This window comes from Spirosoma pomorum, from assembly GCF_054776615.1.
In genome coordinates this window covers 36,002-53,563 of the sequence record NZ_BAAHBP010000035.1, presented here as the reverse complement: position 1 = coordinate 53,563, position 17,562 = coordinate 36,002, and the positions used below count along the sequence as shown (strand labels likewise).

The following is a 17,562-nucleotide window of genomic DNA, read 5'->3' as shown; positions in this document are numbered from 1 at the left end:
TGTTTTTTTGCTCTTTCACGACTCTGCGAAGTTAAGCACTTGCAGTGTCCCGATTTATTAGACCATCTCAGTCGACAAGCTAACCGATGGGAAAGGGATTGGGGTACGTCGGTCAATTAATGGCTTCTGGTAAGTAAGTCTAGCCGCATAGCTATTGACTAATGCATGTTAACCTTGCCTTGCCATTCCACTCTCAAATCCCTATTATTCGTGCTTCTACATGTGTACGAATGTAGAGAGGTTAAAGGCGAACCGCCCGCTGGGTGTCCTGGCGGGCTGGTTTTGAACCAGGCTTCTGATTTATCAGCGTTTATTTCTTGAGTTAATAGCGAATGGTCGGGGTGGCTCGCTCCGGCCATTGTTTTAAAGGTAGAGCCAACAAAAAAGCCCACCCCGGTGAAGGGATGGGCGACTTACCCATATAACTATAAAGAATAATAAAACCACACCTAATAAATCGGTTATGAAGCTAGATGCGACACCTATAATTACTTCTGGCTTTCAGGTCATTGGAGAGTGGCAACTGGATAAATTCTTCTTGGAGCCATTTCAAAATACTATCCATGACCCTAGCCATCGGTCATTTTTAATCAAAAAATTGCGCTCATATTTGCAAGAGCTAAGGAAGTTTGAGATACCAATGGAGGTGTGGCTAGATGGGCCATTTACAACCCTAAAGCCTGATCCTGAGGATATTGATATAGCAGTTCTTGCTTCATTTGCGGATATCGAGCAAATGCCTGATATTACTGTTAATGCACTGGATAGGCTAGTTTTAGATAGAGATTTAACAAGAGCCCGTTATTACATTGACGTTTACTTAGTCGATAAAGATAACCCTTTAGATATTGATAAGTGGGTCAATCAGTTTAGCCAAGGGCATTACTCCATTCGTTATAAGGGTATATTTAAAATTCTGATCAATCATGTTTAGCATAGCCAGAACTGAAGAGTTGTAGCGTAGCGCTCAGCTTGTGCTTGCCAGCCATGAAGAAGCGCTATCAAAACAGCCCAATAGCAAAGCAAGAAGTATGTTTGTGCGTTCTTCTAAAGCTCACTTAGATGAATTGACTAAATCACTAATTGAGCTAAAGCGGGAACGAGAAAACGAGATTATTGAAATTCGATTGAAGGGGGTCGATGCGCAGCATGGTACATTGCCGCTACATATGATTGGTTCATTATCGCTAGCCTTCGAAGAAACGCTGGTAGAAATAGGGAAGTACGCGAAGTACGGAACAAAGAAGCGTAAGCAAGCTCACTCAGAAACGAGAAAGGAATTAGATGTCAAGCTTCGAAGTTTAGCTACAGGTTCAACAAGAATGTTTGTTTCTGTGGAATCTAATCCAGATATATTTGGAAGTAGTTTATCCGAAGTTTGTCTAAGTCGTACCTTCGATGTTTTACGAATTGACTCAACGGAAGAACTAGTTGAAACATCAATGAAAGTTGGTAGTCCAGCCCTAAGAACTTTAAACAGATTTTTAAAGTCTCTTCTAGATTTCAATCTTGAAGTTGACTTGAACTGGCAAACTCCTATTGATACTGAATTGATCTGGGAAGGAAAAAGGACAACAATACAACGTATTCACAGCGCTTTAGAATCAATAACCCAAGTTGACCCTTTCGAAATAATAATTGAAGGTGAATTAGTAACTCAAAGTTTAAAAGGCCAAGGAAAGTTTGAAATAATAACCGACCAAAATCTTACTATCGCTGGGACAGTTCCTTTATATGCTTTACCACAATTTATTCAAATCGGACTTGGGAAATATTGTAGGGCAACTGTCATGCAAACGGTTGTGCAAAATCAAAGCACTGGAAATAATAAAAATTTCTACGAACTAAGAAGTATTGAGGTAATTGATAAAGAAAAGCCTCCTACACAACAGTCTTTGTTCTAAATTGAAGCCGGACCCGCAAGAGTCCGGCTTTTCACATTCGCCGGAATCAACGCGCCCCAGCAGATATAGCAAACACCCTTCGTCCCATGGCAAAACAATCGACAGAGCCGGAATCAATGGAGAGCATCTATAAGAAGATGGTCGATGATATGAAAAATGAGATCTCAGAAATGAGAAAGCAGTATAGCGATCTGCTAATAAGATATGGCGAGATGAGTAAGCATATACTGGATGTAAAGGAAATGACTCTACGATCGATGGGGGTAAATCCAGAGACAAATGAATCAGATGAGCGAGCCTTTGACGAAGCTCTTGAAAACATCAACAACAATTCGGCTGTGGTAAACGGCATTATGTCTCACATCTATCGTGGACGTGTTGTGAGCCTAAAACAAAAAGCAGATCGGACTGTCTCTTTCTATTTTGGCAATCACAACTCGCGGGTAAAAAATAAGAATTACAAAGCCACTACCGCAGGGTTAACAGAAGAGTCATTTGTCTTAATACTGGAGGCAATGGAGTTCGCGGCCAAGAAATTCGGCACTGATAGAAAGCAGATGGCCAAAAGCTTGACCGGCACCGAGGAGCCGATCAGCTTTAAACAGGTGATAAGCCACCTTTAGAATAGCAGAGTTTCTATTGCTCCTTTTGGAGAATAGTTTGCCTGATCACCTCTCGAATCTCTTCTTCATTAGAATTACCCTCACGGAACAAACAAGAGCAGTAAAGTTGGTCATAATAGACGTAGTCAATCTTAACCGCCGGCATTACACCCGTTAGCTGCCAGCGGTTAAACCACTCAGTAAACGCGGCATGTCGCTTTTTAGCAAAAACAGGCTTCTTCACATTGTCCGGATCCCATACGCTTGACTCGTCACAAACGTAAACTAGGACGGTCTCCGGGTGCTGAGAGAAGTAGTAATAGATAACCTCGAATACCGTCTGACTAACCAAATCGTCTTTAGGTAGCCTACCGGCTGGCCTGGTCTCTTTGATCGGCGTGAAGCCAAACATCTTGAGCTCAGAAGCAAACGAAGCGGATGGCGCGTAGCCATCCGCTTCAGTAAAATAAACTAAGTACTCTATACCGTTAGCTGTGGTGAACGAGAAGTCCTTATCCTTGACGAGCTCAACGATTGAATAAGCCGCTAGGCTTGATAATTCGTCCTCCACTTGATGCACTCGTTTTACTTTGGTTCGCCTTCTGACAGTGAATAGCCGCGGCCGCTTTAGCTAATTGGCGAAAGTCAATTGTATTCATTGCTCCAGCGCTTCTCTTAACTGACACACCCGCAGCCACTTTCAGTACAGAAGACGCGCTACTTACTTGTGGCACGGCGCTGAACGAGCGCTGGGCGTTAGACCGGCTTCCTAGACTTGTTTGTGCTTTCTTCATGATTCAGCCTCTTTGAACCAGTTGATGTTTCCTGCTGCCAGAGAACCATTTCTTTTTGTTTCCCTGTGTTTCACAAACATAACACGAAGAGCATGATTAATTGTTGCTTAACTGTTGATTTTCTGTCTACTGCACCACAATTGCAGCCTTTCGCTTTAGTAGACGCATAACCTGGGTAGCCTGAAACTCGCATCCCTGAGAAGTTCGAAACCCTGCCCGGTTCAGCTCCGCAGCTATTGCCGTATAGGTCTTACCGCCCTTGTGCATCATATCTGCCATTGAGGAGGCCCGCCGGTTATTCTCATTCAGCGCAGCCCGCCGTTGGTTGCCCGCTACGCCTTTCCGTTGAGCGTCTGCGGTTAGGTTCTGCGGATTGCCTAGCGTAGCGCCCTGGGCGATCTTGGCGGCTAGTGCTGCCCTGGTTCGCCCGGAGATCAATTCCCTTTCGTGCTGTGCCAGCGTTGCAAAGATCCCGATTGTTAGCGTATTGGCATCCGGCATATCGACGCACTGGAATTGTACGCCCGAGTCCCTGAGCGTAAAGATAAACGAGGATATATCTGTATTTTTACGCTTTATTCGTTAGCGATCTGCCTTTATTACGTCATCAATGCCAAAATCCAAACACGCCCGCGACTCCATGACGGTTATGACTGAAATGGTGTTGCCCAATGATACGAATACATTGAATAACCTGATGGGTGGGCGGTTACTGCACTTCATGGACATTGCGGCTGCCATTGCCGCGCAAAAGCACTCCAACCGTCTTGTCGTCACGGCCTCGGTCGACAATGTGTCCTTCGCTGAACCAATTCGATTGGGGAATATTGTCACGATGAAAGCGCAGGTAACGCGCGCCTTTAACTCATCGATGGAGGTTTACATTGAAGTCTGGGCCGAGGATATTCCGGCTGGCATTCGGGTCAGCACCAACAGCGCGTATTACACCTTCGTTGCCGTTGATCAGAGCGGTCGCCCCATTGAGGTACCAGCTGTTACCCCCGAAACAGACGAAGAGAAAGAGCGTTACGTCAGCGCCCTGCGTCGGCGTCAGCTGCGGCTGGTCCTCGCCGGGCGCATGAACCCTCACGATGCGACTGAATTACGAGAGTATTTGAACGTGGGGGTAGAAAAGGAGTAACAAAGGAGGGAGGAAGGAGGAAAGGGACAAGAGGAGGAAAGCTGCATTAGCTTATCCTATTCTGATTCCTTTCCTCCTTCCTCCCTCTCCTCCTTATTATTGCGCCATCTTTAACGATTGCCACGCTACCATCTGCCACTGGTTTCCTTTGCGGACGTAGACGTTAGTGTACCGTAGTTTTGTGTCAATCGTAGTACCATTGTTCATGGCTTTAACCGTACAGGTGCCATTGATCACAGCCGTACCGCCGTAGATGCGCACGTTCATTTCCCCGGCCTCAATAGCATCGTATTTTGATTTTCCATCTTTAATCGACTGGATATACGACTGCTTTGTGTCGGTGTTGCCACTGGAGTGAACGTATACCATATCATCGGCTAATAGTCGCTCCAGAGCAGCATAGTCCTTTTTCACCTGGGCCTCGAAACGTTGCTGTTCTGCTTTTTTTACGGCGTTTTCGTCGGCCTGCATGGACGTGCTCATCCCCGCGGAAGGCGCCACGGCGGTCTGGGCTCGAACGGCATAAAACGACAGCAATAAACCAAGGGTCAGGATTGATTTCATACGTAATAAAGTCTGATTAAGGCGCGAAGGTATTGGATAGCAAAGCAGTGTCTCCTCCCCTTCTACCGTCCGGACTTGTTCATCTGGGTGATCGACTGGTACACCAGCACTCTGAATTTATCGAGCAGATCGCCATAACGATTGGGAGATTTCTGCGTGTACATCAAAGCAACGAGATCTTCGGTGGGGTCGACCCAGTAGCTGGTACCGAAAAAGCCCCCCCACTCATAGGTCCCCGGCGTCATGAGTAATCCCGTTGCACCATGCTCGGCAATGATACCGAAACCCAGACCGAATTTGTTTGGTCCCTGATTCAGGCCGCCAATCTGGTTAGAGGTAATAAGTTTGATCGTTGTCGGACTAAGCAGCCGTTTCCCACCGTACGCCCCGCCATTGAGCAGCATCTGCAGGAATCTGGCGTAATCAGCCAGCGTGGATGACAAGCCTGCTCCGCCCGAAAAATACGTACCAGCGGCTTTAGGGTAGTCGGGCGCAAAACCAGCCTTCCCTGTTTGCCGACGTAAGGTTCCATCCGTATCTTCTGTATAAAGAACGGCCAGCCGGTCCTGCTTGGCCGATGGGAGATAGAAGTACGTATCGTTCATAGCGAGCGGGTCGAACAAGCGCGTTCGTAGAAACTGATCGAGCGACTGCCCCGACCAGATTTCAATCAGATACCCCAATACATCAACACTGAGTCCGTATGTCCAGCGCTCGCCAGGTTGATGCGTCAGTGGTAAGGTGGCCAACCGGTTCATCGCGTCCGATAATTTTCCGTTGGGCGTACCAATACCGCTGGGAATGTTGTTTTTAGCGTAGATGGCTTTCATCTCACGACTTCCAATACCCGGATAGTTGATCCCCGACGTATGCGTCAATAATTGCCGAATCGTGATCTCACTCTTGGCTGGCACCGTCGTGTAACTCGAATCGTTAGGGTCGAATTTATCGAGCACACTTGGTTTCTTGAAGGCTGGAATGTATTTCGATACCGGATCGTCGAGCAGAAATTTCCCCTCCTCAAACAGCATCATCGCGCCGATACTCGTAATTGCTTTTGTCTGCGAAGCAACGCGCACGATAGCGTCAGTGCGGAACGACGTTTTTGCCTCAATATCGTCCTGGCCGTACGCTTTCTGGTAGACAACCTTACCATGACGGGCGATGAATACGCTCACCCCAGCCTGTCTTCCTTTGGCAATGTACTCGTTGATGACAGCGTCCATTCGTTGGAGCCGTTCGGTACTCATGCCCACGCTTTCGGCCGGTGCCGCCTGCAGCATAGTTTGGGCATTGGAATTTACGACCGACGAACTTGGGGATTGCGCCAGGGCCGTAACAAAAAGACCGGCCAGAAGGCCGGTCAGGAAAACTCTTTTCATGAAGGACAGGGTCTATAGCCGCAACTAAAGTACGCTATTTTCTGCTTGCATTAACTGACTCGACCAATCGCACCACCGCCCCCGACTGGCGGGCTTCAGTAACGGAGGTCATTGCAATCGTATTATTCTGCAGCACCCCCTGCGAACTGTAATCACCCTCCACCTGGGTGATAGCGTTTACCCGAATGATCCCCCGTGTTTTATCGATTATCTTGAATGTGGTACCGCTCAGCTGCGCGGTTACGCGTTCGGTGTAGGCACCGTTGTTATAGTTCTTGTCCAGATACACTTCGTTGTCGTTGGCAGCCTTCGTGACGGTGACAACCACCGTAGCTGATTCTGGCGTGTACTCAAACCCACCCACATTGGTTGTAATCTGAGCGCCACCGGTGTAAGATCCCAGATACTGCTCGCGCGGATCAACATCACTTTCCGAACCCAGCCGTTTACAGCCTGCCGCCAGCGAGCCAATCACGAGAAGGGCAATGAATGCATTAAAAAATGAGACTAGATAAGGTTTAGTTGTCATGGGTAGTATTCAGTAGTGATGCTTTACGTCTACAAAACGCGTAAAGCGCTTCCAGACGTATAAACGTACAATAAAAGGTTAATTTCCCCGCATATGCGACACCACTCCCTTGCATTTTCGGCAGAGCAGAATCACTAAGTCGACCTATCGTTATATTTACAAGAAAATAACGACCTACTGAATGCCCCACTCTTTAACACGACGAGCTGCTACGATCTTACTATCAGGCACGGAAGAGGCTCCGTACAGGTATACAAGTCCGTGAGTCTGGAAGGGGGGCAACAACCTCTGTTCGATCGCAATTACGCACTGGCCGAAGGCTTCCCCGAACCCGGCCGAAATTTCTTTGTCAATCTTGTCTACCTTGTAATCTATCTCGACGTGAACCGATTTTTTGTTTTGCTGTCAATTCTTCTTCTGACTGCCAGCTGCTATGCTCAGACGATTACGATCTCCGGCGAGGTGACCAAGCCACTAACCTTACAGGTCGTCGACCTGAAGGCTATTCCTCATACGAACGTAACGGCTAAGGACCGCGATGGAAAAGAACATACCTATGCGGGTATTCCGCTCGTCGATCTGCTCAGGCAAGCTGGTACTAGCGTCGGGGGTGAACTGCGGGGCAAGGATCTGGCGAAGTATGTGGTCGTTAAAGCTGCCGACAATTACGAAGTCGTGTTTGCGCTTCCCGAGCTTGACCCGGAATTTGCTACCCGCACCATCATCCTGGCCGACAGTGTTGACGGGGCGGCCCTGGCGTCCGGGACAGGTCCTTACCGAGTCGTTGTTCCGGGCGAGAAGAAACCTGCCCGCTGGATTCGGGAAGTCAAATCCATTGAGATTCGATTCGCGAAGTAAGTTGCGGGCAGCGTTACAGCCAGGCCGCCGGTGACTATAAACCTGTCCAGCGTCTTTCTTCTTTTATCTTTTCCCTCCTAAATATGCGCCTACGAGTGTTCATTCATCCAAAATTCGCTGATCTACTACGACAAAAGGAGGTTAAATAGCCAATCCCAGCGCATCCCTTATCACTATGCTAAAGAAAATCCTACTTCTCTTACTTTGCTCAACCGGCCTACAGGCGCAGTCTATCCGGGTAGCCGTTGCCGCCAACGCTCAATTTGTTATGCAATCGTTGGGCGATGCTTTCCAGAAGCAAACTGGCGTTAAAGTTGAAGCTATTGTCAGTTCGTCGGGTAAATTGACGACGCAGATCCAGCAGGGCGCGCCATATGACATTTTCCTGTCCGCTGACATGGACTACCCTACTACGTTGTATAAAGGCGGATTTACTACTGAGGGACCCATTGTGTATGCCTATGGCTCATTGGTCCTCTGGACAATGGGCAATCTTCCCCTGGCTGCTGACTTGAAAATCTTACAAAACTCAGTCGTCCGGCATATTGCCATCGCCAATCCAGCCACAGCTCCCTATGGCGAAGCGGCCGTTTCGTTGTTGAAATACAAGAACGTATTTGATCCGGTGCAGTCTCGTATTGTGTACGGGGAGAGTATTTCGCAGGTTAACCAATACGTATTAACCGGCGCGGCAGAAGTCGGTATTACGGCCAAATCCGTTGTACTTGACCCCAGCCTGAAGCAACGCGGTCATTGGATCGACCTTCCCCCGCCGGGCTACTCCCCTATCGCCCAGGGCGTCGTTATTCTGAAACGCACTCAACAACCCAAAGCCGCCCAACAATTCATTCAGTTCCTACGCAGCGCCACGGCGAAACGCATCTTGCAGCAGTTTGGGTATCGGGCCTAGATAGAATTAGAGTATTTTGCGCCATACAGAGGGCTTTATCTATATTGCCGATATAGCTACTAAATCCACATCTGTATGTTAGCCACTGAGCTATCACGTCCTAACCTTTTTCCCTACGCCACCAGCGAGTTTTTACAAGAAGTTTTTGTTTCCGCTACTCCTTTCTCGAGTACAAAAGCGGCTAGTTGTATTCGGTCTTACCTTCTCTTAGTCTTTACCCTCTTCTCTCTAACAACCCAGGCCAAAATCGTTCGGCTGGTTGTGCAGAGAACCGAGCCGTTTGCCAATGGGCGCTCATTCGGCAATGCGGGTACTTACGAGCGCGTGTCGGGGCAGGCGTTTGGCGAAGTAGATCACAATTTGCCTCAGAATCGAATTATTCAGGATCTTCGTCTGGCCCCACGTAACGTTCGGGGTATGGTAGAATATGTATCAGACTTTGTCATCCTGCGCCCAAAAGACATGGGAAAAAGCAACGGATTGCTGTTTCTGAGTCTACCCAATCGGGGTAATCCCTTTCCTGCCGACACGGCATTGCTTAAGCGGGGATACGTGTATGTCTGGGGGGCCTGGCAGGGCGACGTGCTTCCCGGAGAATCCTGGTCGGGCTGGCCTCGCCTGACGATCAAGGTACCGGTGGCTACGGAAAACGGCCAACCAATTACGGGAAAACTCCGCGCTGAATTTCAGGTAACAACTCCGGCCAAAACGCAACTATTGAGCAGTGGGCCTTTCAGTGGCGCAACGCATCATAGTTACGAAACCGTTTCACTCGACAACGCGGGCCTAGTTCTGACTCGACGCGTGCACGAAGCCGACCCACGAGAACCTATCCCCAATAGCGACTGGGCCTTTTCAGACTGTACGAACAAACCATTTCCTGGTACGCCAAGCACGACAAAACTCTCACTTAAAGACGGCTTTGATCCAAACTACATTTACGAACTGGTCTATACCGCCAAAGATCCGCTGGTACTGGGCTTAGGGTTTGCGGCCATCCGGGACATTACGTCGTTTCTGCGGAGCAACGCAACCGACGAAGCGGGTAACCGCAATCCACTGACAGTCGGCGCAGCAACTGTACCTGTCCGGGCGGCTATCATGCAGGGTGTTTCGCAGTGCAGCAATTTCACCCGAACATTTTTGCAGTTAGGCTTTAACAAGGACGAAGCCGGTAAACGAGTCTTCGACGGCATCAATGCTCACATCGCCACCCGACGCATTTCCCTGAACGTCCGCTTTGGCCGGCCCGGCGGTGGTGGGCTACAACGGGAGGACCATCTGTATCCGAGCAATGAGCCCCCGTTTACCTGGCAGGTAACGAAAGACCCCGTTTCGGGCATAACCGGCGGCATCCTGGAAGCCTGTTCGCCCGACGGTAATTGCCCTAAGATCATGCAGACGCTTAGTTCGTCTGAATACCGGCAGATTCGGGCGTCGCTGCCCACGACCGATCCAGCGGGGAAACAGGATCTGGACATCCCCGATAACGTGCGGATTTATCTGTTCGCCGGGACGCAGCATACGCCTAACGGTGCCCTGGACCCAACAACGGGGTTTTCCATGAACCACAACCCATATCAGCCGGGATTACGGGCGTTACTCATCGCTCTGGAGCAGTGGGTACTGGCCGATAAACAGCCGCCCGCCAGCGTGTACCCAACCATCAAGACCGAAACGCTCGTGCTCCCGGATCAGAAAAGTGTGGGCTGGCCCGCTATTCCGGGCGTAGTTTACAACGGACAGTTCAACAACGTACCGCTGCTCAACTTTGGCCCTGCCTACGACATGCACCACGTAACGGGCATCGTCACGGAAGAACCACCGCAGCCGATCCGGGAAAACGTGTACGCGGTCCTGGTGCCCAAAGTGGATCAGGACGGCAACGAGGTCGCTGGCATCCGGAATACCGCCATCCGCGTTCCGCTGGGCACCTATACCGGCTGGGCTGTTCGGCGAGCGGGCTACGGCCAGGGGGACCTGGCTTCACTGAATGGTATGTTCATTCCCTTCAAAAAAACGAAGGCAGAACGAGTAGCCGCTGGCGATCCGCGTCTCTCACTTGAAGAACGTTACGGCACTCACGCAGCCTACGTGGAAGCCGTCCGTAAAGCTGCCGATGCACTCGTCCAGGAGGGCTTTCTCCTCCCCGAAGACGCCAGAGCGGATGTTGAGAATGCCCGAAAAAGTGATATCCTGAACTAACCACCGTACGTTATGCTGTCAATTCTGGGATTTGCCACCATCGGTCTGTTCCTCATCCTGATTATCACTAAGCGGCTGTCGGTCATCACGGCCCTGGTCCTGGTGCCAGTAGTGATGGGGCTACTGGCCGGTTTCGGTCCCAAAGAACTGGGGGACATGATTCTGGCGGGGATCAAGCAGGTAGCCCCAACGGGCATTCTGCTCATGTTTGCGGTCTTGTATTTCGCCACCATGCTCGATGCCGGGCTATTCGACCCCATCGTCGTCGGTATCATCCGGTACGTCAAGGGCGATCCGCTGAAAGTGATTATGGGTACCGCCATCCTGACGATGATCGTGCACCTCGACGGCGACGGCACCGCTACGTTCATGATTGTTATGTCGGCCTTTCTGCCCATTTATCGACAGCTAAACATCAATCGGTTAATCCTGCCGGGCATCGTCGCGCTTAGCGTTGGACCACTGCACCTCGTGCCCTGGTCCGGTACGTCGGCGCGGGCAATTTCGACCCTGAAAACTGATGCGACGCAGTTGTTCAATCCGAACATTCCAGCTATTCTGGCGGGTATCGCCTGGGTACTTTTTGTGGCTTACTGGTTAGGGCGTCAGGAGCGGAAACGGTTGGGTATTGTGGACCTGAACTACGCCCATCACGAGAGCCTGACCGAGCAACAGCGGACGTTACGTCGCCCTAAACTATTCTGGATCAACGCTATTCTGACCATTGGGCTCATCGTTACGTTGATGAAGGGCTGGGTACCAGCCCCGGCACTGTTTATCGTGGCGGCTGTGATCGCGCTGCTGATTAACTATCCGAAGTTACCCGACCAGCAGAAAGTCCTGCGAGGCCATGGCAACAATATCTTCCTGGTATCGAGTATGATCTTTGCCGCCGGTGTTTTCTCGGGCATTCTGACCGGTGCCAAGATGATCGACGCCATGGCCACTTCACTGGTGTCGCTCATTCCCGAACAACACGCGGCCTGGTTGCCCACGCTTACGGCCGTAACAAGTATGCCCGCGAGTCTGTTGTTTACACCCGACGCGTATTATTTTGGCGTCGTGCCGATTTTGAGCCAGACGGCTACGCAGTTTGGCATCGATCCGCTGGAGATTGGACGGGCTGCCTTGCTGGGCCAGATGACAGTTGGCTTTCCGGTCAGCCCGCTAACGGCCTCCACATTTTTGCTGGTAGGCCTAGCTGAAGTAGACCTCGGCGACCACCAGCGATTTATTCTCAAGTGGGCATTTGGCACGACGCTGGTCATGACCCTAGCGGCTCTGCTCACTGGATCCATTCATCTGTAATCCCTCCCGGTCATTTTGGCTTAACCGATGGCCGTTACCGACTATGAAAGAAACGATTCGCATTGGTTGCGGGGCTGGGTTTTCCGGTGATCGACTTGAACCAGCCGTTATTCTGGCGCAGAAAGGCAACCTGGATTATCTGGTATTGGAGTGTCTGGCTGAGCGAACGATTGCCCTGGCGCAGAAGCGGAAGCGACAAAATCCGGAGCTGGGGTATGACCCGCTGATTGAACGCCGGATTGAGTTGTTACTTCCCCATCTGATTACGAATAACGTTCGGTTAATTACGAATATGGGAGCCGCGACCCCGCTGGCCGCGGGGCAAAAGATCATTGAGATTGCTCAGCGACTGAGTCTCACCATCAAAGTAGCCGTTGTTACGGGTGATGACGTATTTACGCAGCTGACAGGCAGCGAAGCCGCGCTGGAAACGGGAAACCCTCTTTCGGCGTCCGGCACGCTCATTTCAGCCAACGCGTACCTGGGTATTGACGCCATCCTCCCCGCTCTGGCTACGGGCGCAAACATCGTCATTACCGGCCGCGTCGCCGATCCGTCGCTGTTCGTGGCTCCGCTCGTGCATGAGTTCGGCTGGTCGCTGGACGATGCGGATTTGATCGGTCAGGGAACGGTTATTGGGCATTTGCTGGAGTGTGCCGGGCAACTCACCGGCGGCTATTTCGCCGATTCCGCTGGCCCAAAAGCCATCCCGAATATGGCGCACCTGGGGCATCCTTTCGCCGATGTTTCGGCAGATGGGCGAGCTACATTCGGTAAAGTGGCGGGTACGGGCGGACGCCTGAACGTAGCGACGGCAAAAGAGCAGTTGCTGTACGAAGTCATGGACCCGAGTCGCTACATCACCCCCGACGTAATAGCGGATTTTACACAGGTATCGCTGACTGAAGTTGGCCCTGACAAGGTTCAGGCTGCCGGTGGGCGTGGTGGTACTCGTCCTGATACACTGAAGGTCAGCGTCGGCTACGATGGCGGTTATATTGGCGAGGGCGAAATCTCGTATGCGGGCGCGAACGCTCTGGGACGGGCTCAACTGGCCGGAGCCATCATTCAGGAACGGCTTCAGGATCGATTCAGCGACCTCCGCGTCGATTACATCGGCAGTACGTCCGTCCACCGAAGCAATTTTGGCAATCCTCCAGCCCCGTACGAAATCCGGCTGCGGGTTGCGGGTCGCGCTACGTCAGCACAACTTGCAGCCCTCGTTGGCGAAGAAGTGGAAGCCCTCTATACCAACGGCCCGGCGGGTGGCGGAGGTGCCCGAAAATACGTCCATGAAGTTGTCGGAATCGTTTCGACCCTCATTGATCGCCATCAATTAACTCCCCACGTTACGGTCTTCCAATCATGACAATCAAGCTCTATGACATTGCCCACAGCCGGGCGGGCGACAAAGGCAATACGCTGACGCTGTCGCTGATTCCGTACAATGCCGACGACTACGAACTGCTTAGACGTCAGGTCACGGCCGAAGCCGTTAAACAGCACCTTCAGGCTATTGTAGCGGGCGAGATAACACGCTACGAATTACCAAATCTACCCGCCCTTCAATTCGTATGTCAGCAGGCGCTGATGGGGGGCGTAACAACTTCTCTGACAATGGACACGCATGGTAAAAGTCTGAGCTACGCCCTGCTGGAAATGCCAATTACCCGCTGAATTACTAATCTCTTACCCAACCTGTTTCTATGAAAACACTCGCTACGCTAGCGGCTGGTCTGTTTCTATCGGCTACGGCCCTGGCCCAGACCGAACCACCCCGCCGACCGCTACCCATAATCGACGTGCATGTGCACGCCATGAAAGTCAATCCAAGTTTTTCGATCGAAATGTGCCCGTGGTTTCTGCGGGATATGCCCGGTAGCGACCCGAACCAGCAGATGCGGGCGTTCCTGAACACCGAGTGCGTCGATCCACTGCAACCGGCCAAATCCGACAAGGAAATGCAGGAAGCCGTGCTGGCAACCATGGAACGCCTAAACATGACCATTGTGGCCTACGGCGACCCAACAATTTTACGTCAGTGGAAGAAAGCGGCTCCAGACCGGGTTATTCCCGGCATTGGTGTCAGCTCGCCGAATGAAATGAGCGTGAAAGCCTTTACGGATTCGCTGTCGTCCGGTTTTTACAAAGTTATGGGCGAGGTCGCTCCTCAATACCAGGGCTTGTCGCCGAGTGATCCCTCCCTCGATGGGTATTTTGCCGCAGCCGAAAAACTAAACATTCCGGTGGGTATCCACATGGGGACGGGTGGTAATGGGATGGCGAACCTCACCCAGGCTAAATACCGGGCGTCGCTGGGGCGGCCATTCCTGCTGGAAGATTTACTCGCTAAACATCCTAAGCTGAAAGTCTGGGTGATGCACGCAGGCTACCCCATGGCGGACGAAATGATTGCGCTAATGGGGGCTAACGCATACGTCTACGTGGATCTGGCGGGTTTCATCTGGAGCTACCCTCAAGCCGAAATTCACGCGTACCTCAAACGGCTGGTGCAGGCGGGCTTTGGTAAACGAATTTTATACGGCACCGATTTTATGGTCTGGCCCAAACTCTTTGAAACGTCAATCAGCATCATCGAGAACGCCGACTATCTGTCGTTCGATCAGAAACGGGATATAATGTTCAATAACGCCGTGCGTTTTTTCCGGCTGGATGCCAGTAAGTTCAAATAAATAGCTCGAAATCATCGACTGCCAGCGGGGACGGGGATCGATTCTGAATCGGTCCCCGTCCCCGCTGGTGTTTAAGCCATGCGCTAAAGCCCTCATTGCCTAACGCAACGATCATCTACAGAAGCGTTACGTGCGCAACATTTACCTGTTGAAGAGGTTCTTACCCACACAACCACTCTGTTCAAGCTGATGAAACTACTCGCTTTCTTGCTGCTCTTTGCGCCTTCCTATTTATTGGCTCAATCGAGCGATTTATTCAAAAAGGGGAATTCTGTTTACGTGGAATCATCATCCAAAAACCCCAATGTTCAGGAAACCGAACAGGCTTTTGTGGCCCATCTTCGTGAATCTGGGCTCTGGACGGTCACATCCAGTAAGCAGCAGGCTAACTACGTCATTAAGCTGGATGTCGAAACGAGCAAAGGAATAAGGCTAACCTCCTGGGGTGGCACGTCGGTTGACTGTAGCGCAAAAATTTACGACAAAAACGACGCCGTTGTCTGGGAGTCCGATACGTACAAAGCAAGCCCGAACGGCACCAACGGCTTCAACGCCAAGAAGGCCGCAGCACGAAAACTAGCAAACGCCATTGAGCGAAAGATCAAATAAATCAAGGGGTGAGATCACCGCTACTTGGTAGCCGTGATCTCACCCCTTGATTCTGCATCAGTCCTCCTCCAGACAGCCTCTTACCGGCTGGTGGTTACCATAGTACTGGTCGTAAATGTTTTAGACTGCGTCCCGAGCACGTACGTACCACTCGTGTACAGCCCATTCGACAACGCCCCACCCGTTACGCTTCCTCCTGTATAGACTTTATATGTTGTACCGGTTCTGAGATTGGGGCTGGAAAACAGCATCGTTGCATAAGACCTTGGAATCAGGAACGTAACGGTTTCGGTGCCGTCGTTAGCTTCAATGTGAAACAATTGGTTAGCCGTACCCGATCCCAAAATAACTGATGGCTGCGTACTGATACTGGCTGTTGGCGTGCTGGTAGCCCCACCAATTCCGATCATAACGCCACCCGTAATTTTGAACGTATTCCGGTCGCAATCAAAGCCTTCTTCCGGTCCACCCGCGCCTGCCGAAATAACTTGTCCGCCCGTTACGGTCAGTTTACCGTTCGAATCAATACCGTCATTGTTGCTGCTATAAGCGTAAATCGTGCCGCCATTAATGTAGATAAACGTACCAGCGTTGATGCCATCGTCGTAGGTACGTAACGTAATCGTACCCTTATTAATCGTCAGTACGCTCTTGCTTTCGATCCCCTCGCCCGCCGTCGACGTAATGCTAATGACCCCACCGTTGATGGTCAGGTACGGATCAATGGTTGTATCCGTATCGTACGAAGCAGCAATACCCTTATCGGCCACGTTGATGGTGAACGTACCGTTGTTGATAACAACATATCCTTCCTCACACTGAATACCGTCGTTAGAAGCCGCTAAGATTACGGTTCCCCCATCGGCAATGAACGCGTCGTTTGTGTGGATGCCGTCCGAAGCCGCCCCAGTAATATTGATAGTGCCGCTGATGATCCGGACGTAGTCGTCGCTACAAATGGCGTGTTTATTATTCCCCTTCACATTCAGCGTACCGCTGCCGCTAAAAATCAGCTGCCCCTCGCTGAACAGAGTCCCTTTCTGGTCTTCCGTGCCGCTGGCGGTGTAGGTGGCTGCGTCCGTCAGCGAATTTGTCGTGTTGTCGGCCAGTACGACGAAGGCCCGCTTACCCGACTGGATATTGATGGCCGGACCGTCGTTGTTGGTGATGTTTACGCCGTTGAGCGTCAGCAGAAATTTCTTGTCACTGTAAATCTTCACCGAACCATTGGTGGTCGTCCCAGTCAGTACGTAAGCCACCCCCGTTGCTGTGGCGGTAATGATCACATCACCGTTGCTTTGGGTGATCGTTACGCCATTGCCCGCCAGCGGATTCGAGATGGTAGCCGTAGCGCCCATACCAATGGTCACCGTTGATGAAAAGGTCGAATTGACCAGCAGGTCTTCTGAGTTGGCCGCCGTGGCCGTGCTGCCCTCCGGCACCGATGTTGTGCTGGCAATGTTGCTGATGACCACACCCGCGGAACCGGTAGTTGTGGTTGTACTACCGGTTCCAGTCGTACCGGATGGCGTTACGTCTGTATTTTTTGAGCAAGCCGCGAGCAGTGTTATCAATACCCCAGTAAGAGCAACTACCAGCAAGTGATGGAACCCTAAATGAGTAGCAGTCTGACCTGCGCGGTAAGACAGGCGCCTAGTGGACGAATCGAATAGCATATTGGTATCAGTTGTATCCCCCAATACGCCTGATCGTTTGTCGCTGTTGCGACGTTGACTTATTTTCTTAAGCTCTTTTTAATTCTCGACTGCCCCACTTTCACATTCAGTCGATTGCGGAGCGAATTCAACTATTATCGTGCCGGCGTACGGGCCTCCCGCTTGATTCAGCTATTTTTATCAATGCGAATGCAGACGTACCAAGCAGCTTACAAACAGATTCCTTAGAAAATCTAACAAATGCCATAGTGGTCATTGAACGTAACAGTATTTCGGGACGTAGCTATACGAACGCTGGATGATGAGCCAAACGCCCACTTCGCTACGGGAGAGGGTATAAACTACGGGGCATAAAAGCCTCACGCGTTCTAGGACGCCACTCAGACG

19 protein-coding genes are annotated in these 17,562 nt (G+C 51.0%); 12 read left to right on the top strand and 7 right to left on the bottom strand.

Going from position 1 to position 17,562, the window contains the following annotated elements:
- Nucleotides 1-463: 463 nt before the first annotated feature.
- The 3 genes from ACYVAD_RS21055 (at nucleotide 464) to ACYVAD_RS21045 (ending at nucleotide 2,527) form a co-directional block, all read left to right on the top strand.
- Entirely contained in the window at nucleotides 464-934 is a 471-nt protein-coding gene (locus ACYVAD_RS21055; protein ID WP_461141512.1) for a DUF6932 family protein, read from the top strand.
- A gap of 40 nt (nucleotides 935-974) precedes the next feature.
- On the top strand, nucleotides 975-1,904 hold the full coding sequence (locus ACYVAD_RS21050) for a hypothetical protein (RefSeq protein WP_461141511.1): 930 nt from the start codon (nucleotides 975-977) through the stop codon (nucleotides 1,902-1,904).
- An 86-nt stretch (nucleotides 1,905-1,990) separates the two neighbouring features.
- Nucleotides 1,991-2,527: a hypothetical protein gene (locus tag ACYVAD_RS21045; protein ID WP_461141510.1), complete on the top strand. Its 537-nt coding sequence runs from the start codon at nucleotides 1,991-1,993 to the stop codon at nucleotides 2,525-2,527.
- Nucleotides 2,528-2,540: 13 nt separating this feature from the next.
- Here ACYVAD_RS21045 and ACYVAD_RS21040 read toward each other — a convergent pair whose 3' ends face one another.
- Both ACYVAD_RS21040 and ACYVAD_RS21035 read right to left on the bottom strand, forming a co-directional pair.
- The gene (locus ACYVAD_RS21040; RefSeq protein WP_461141509.1) at nucleotides 2,541-3,077 is read right to left on the bottom strand and encodes a hypothetical protein; all 537 of its coding nucleotides are present in this window, start codon (nucleotides 3,075-3,077) and stop codon (nucleotides 2,541-2,543) included.
- Nucleotides 3,078-3,426: 349 nt separating this feature from the next.
- A complete protein-coding gene (locus tag ACYVAD_RS21035; RefSeq protein ID WP_461141514.1) occupies nucleotides 3,427-3,846 on the bottom strand; it encodes a recombinase family protein in 420 nt (139 codons plus the stop codon).
- A gap of 64 nt (nucleotides 3,847-3,910) precedes the next feature.
- On the opposite strand from ACYVAD_RS21035, the gene ACYVAD_RS21030 reads away from it, so the two are divergent.
- Nucleotides 3,911-4,441 carry an acyl-CoA thioesterase gene (locus tag ACYVAD_RS21030; RefSeq protein ID WP_461141508.1) on the top strand — a complete coding sequence of 177 codons (531 nt, stop codon included), beginning with the start codon at nucleotides 3,911-3,913 and terminating at the stop codon, nucleotides 4,439-4,441.
- A gap of 96 nt (nucleotides 4,442-4,537) precedes the next feature.
- Here ACYVAD_RS21030 and ACYVAD_RS21025 read toward each other — a convergent pair whose 3' ends face one another.
- The 3 genes from ACYVAD_RS21025 to ACYVAD_RS21015 all read right to left on the bottom strand — a co-directional run bounded on the left by ACYVAD_RS21025 (nucleotide 4,538) and on the right by ACYVAD_RS21015 (nucleotide 6,916).
- Nucleotides 4,538-5,005 carry a nuclear transport factor 2 family protein gene (locus ACYVAD_RS21025; protein WP_461141507.1) on the bottom strand — a complete coding sequence of 156 codons (468 nt, stop codon included), beginning with the start codon at nucleotides 5,003-5,005 and terminating at the stop codon, nucleotides 4,538-4,540.
- A gap of 62 nt (nucleotides 5,006-5,067) precedes the next feature.
- Entirely contained in the window at nucleotides 5,068-6,387 is a 1,320-nt protein-coding gene (locus ACYVAD_RS21020) for a serine hydrolase domain-containing protein (protein ID WP_461141506.1), read from the bottom strand.
- Nucleotides 6,388-6,421: 34 nt separating this feature from the next.
- Nucleotides 6,422-6,916 carry a hypothetical protein gene (locus ACYVAD_RS21015; protein ID WP_461141505.1) on the bottom strand — a complete coding sequence of 165 codons (495 nt, stop codon included), beginning with the start codon at nucleotides 6,914-6,916 and terminating at the stop codon, nucleotides 6,422-6,424.
- A 261-nt stretch (nucleotides 6,917-7,177) separates the two neighbouring features.
- On the opposite strand from ACYVAD_RS21015, the gene ACYVAD_RS21010 reads away from it, so the two are divergent.
- From ACYVAD_RS21010 to ACYVAD_RS20980, 7 genes are all read left to right on the top strand, one after another.
- Nucleotides 7,178-7,774, top strand: coding sequence for a molybdopterin-dependent oxidoreductase (locus tag ACYVAD_RS21010; RefSeq protein WP_461141504.1), 597 nt, complete (start codon nucleotides 7,178-7,180; stop codon nucleotides 7,772-7,774).
- A 175-nt stretch (nucleotides 7,775-7,949) separates the two neighbouring features.
- A complete protein-coding gene (gene modA / locus ACYVAD_RS21005) occupies nucleotides 7,950-8,684 on the top strand; it encodes a molybdate ABC transporter substrate-binding protein (RefSeq protein ID WP_461141503.1) in 735 nt (244 codons plus the stop codon).
- Between the two features lie 75 nt (nucleotides 8,685-8,759).
- On the top strand, nucleotides 8,760-10,889 hold the full coding sequence (locus ACYVAD_RS21000) for an alpha/beta hydrolase domain-containing protein (RefSeq protein ID WP_461141502.1): 2,130 nt from the start codon (nucleotides 8,760-8,762) through the stop codon (nucleotides 10,887-10,889).
- Between the two features lie 12 nt (nucleotides 10,890-10,901).
- A complete protein-coding gene (locus ACYVAD_RS20995) occupies nucleotides 10,902-12,197 on the top strand; it encodes a CitMHS family transporter (RefSeq protein ID WP_461141501.1) in 1,296 nt (431 codons plus the stop codon).
- Between the two features lie 43 nt (nucleotides 12,198-12,240).
- Nucleotides 12,241-13,566, top strand: coding sequence for an acyclic terpene utilization AtuA family protein (locus ACYVAD_RS20990; RefSeq protein ID WP_461141500.1), 1,326 nt, complete (start codon nucleotides 12,241-12,243; stop codon nucleotides 13,564-13,566).
- Complete coding sequence (locus ACYVAD_RS20985) at nucleotides 13,563-13,874, top strand: AtuA-related protein (RefSeq protein WP_461141499.1); 312 nt, start codon at nucleotides 13,563-13,565, stop codon at nucleotides 13,872-13,874. The genes ACYVAD_RS20990 and ACYVAD_RS20985 overlap by 4 nt, the downstream gene beginning before the upstream one ends.
- A gap of 29 nt (nucleotides 13,875-13,903) precedes the next feature.
- Entirely contained in the window at nucleotides 13,904-14,890 is a 987-nt protein-coding gene (locus ACYVAD_RS20980; RefSeq protein ID WP_461141498.1) for an amidohydrolase family protein, read from the top strand.
- On the opposite strand, the gene ACYVAD_RS20975 is transcribed toward ACYVAD_RS20980, so the two are convergent.
- Nucleotides 14,883-15,005 carry a hypothetical protein gene (locus ACYVAD_RS20975; RefSeq protein ID WP_461141497.1) on the bottom strand — a complete coding sequence of 41 codons (123 nt, stop codon included), beginning with the start codon at nucleotides 15,003-15,005 and terminating at the stop codon, nucleotides 14,883-14,885. The genes ACYVAD_RS20980 and ACYVAD_RS20975 overlap by 8 nt on opposite strands.
- A 74-nt stretch (nucleotides 15,006-15,079) precedes the next feature.
- On the opposite strand from ACYVAD_RS20975, the gene ACYVAD_RS20970 reads away from it, so the two are divergent.
- Nucleotides 15,080-15,499, top strand: a complete 420-nt coding sequence (locus tag ACYVAD_RS20970; protein ID WP_461141496.1) for a hypothetical protein — start codon at nucleotides 15,080-15,082, stop codon at nucleotides 15,497-15,499.
- A gap of 80 nt (nucleotides 15,500-15,579) precedes the next feature.
- Here the strand turns inward: ACYVAD_RS20970 and ACYVAD_RS20965 are convergent, their stop codons facing one another.
- Nucleotides 15,580-17,073 carry a carbohydrate-binding domain-containing protein gene (locus tag ACYVAD_RS20965; protein ID WP_461141495.1) on the bottom strand — a complete coding sequence of 498 codons (1,494 nt, stop codon included), beginning with the start codon at nucleotides 17,071-17,073 and terminating at the stop codon, nucleotides 15,580-15,582.
- Between the last annotated feature and the right edge of the window lie 489 nt (nucleotides 17,074-17,562).